The organism is Undibacterium sp. Di24W, from assembly GCF_049340325.1.
In the GTDB taxonomy this organism is placed as follows: Bacteria; Pseudomonadota; Gammaproteobacteria; order Burkholderiales; family Burkholderiaceae_D; genus Undibacterium.
In genome coordinates, this window is sequence record NZ_JBMPOP010000022.1 from 1 (window position 1) to 832 (window position 832).

Below are 832 nucleotides of genomic sequence, written 5' to 3' on the forward strand. Positions count from 1 at the left end.
TCAGCCAAGATGAACGTGTCGTTACCTTTACCGCCAGTGACTGTCACGTTTTGTACTTGACCTGATGTGTCAGCTTTGCTAGTTGTGAAGATGCCGTTACCCAAGTTGATCGTCAGGTTGCCTTCGAGAGCGCTGGCATCGACTGTTGACAAACGACCTGATGCTTGCAAAATACCGCCGTTGTAGTTCACGGATTCGATAGTGCCGTTCGCAGCATTCACCACATTGCTTGTACCGCCCAATGTCAGGTTTTGTTTGCCTGTGATGATGACTTTACCGTCTGTACCGGTGTCCATTGGCAAGTTCAAACTACCAACAGCGTTAGATTGTCCATTGCTGGTCAATGTCAAAGTTTCGTAACCGGTGTTAGCAACACCAGCTGTAGCAACCGAAGTCGTAATGCCGCTAGCGTTTGCACCAAGATTCACAGAACCAATTTGAACGTTGTTCAAATTTAATGTACCAGCGCTTGCGCCTCTCAATACATCTGTTGCGAAAGAGAATTCAACCACGCCAGTGTTGTTGGCATTGGTGTTATTGATTGACATAGTCGTCAATGGCGCTTGCAAGTTTTCAATTGCAGCCACGTTAGACACTGACGTTACGCGATTAACCGAAACTTCTTTAACGTTCGTCGCATCTTGCAAATCCAATGTGGAAACCGCATTGTTGGACACATTGCCAGCAGATGAAGAACCCGTGAAGGTCAAATCCAACACGTTGATGTTGTTCAATTTTGGTGTAATGACGGTACCGCCGTTGTCATTCGCGTTACCCAAAGTGGCTGTCAATTTGTTGACGGTACCTGTACCTGTCAAGACGTCTTCGTCTT

General features: G+C 46.6%; 1 protein-coding gene. It reads right to left on the reverse strand.

Annotated elements, in window-relative coordinates; translation table 11 throughout:
• Nucleotides 1-832: hypothetical protein (locus tag ACO0KZ_RS20450; protein WP_422998627.1), on the reverse strand; the 832-nt coding region annotated here is incomplete at both ends.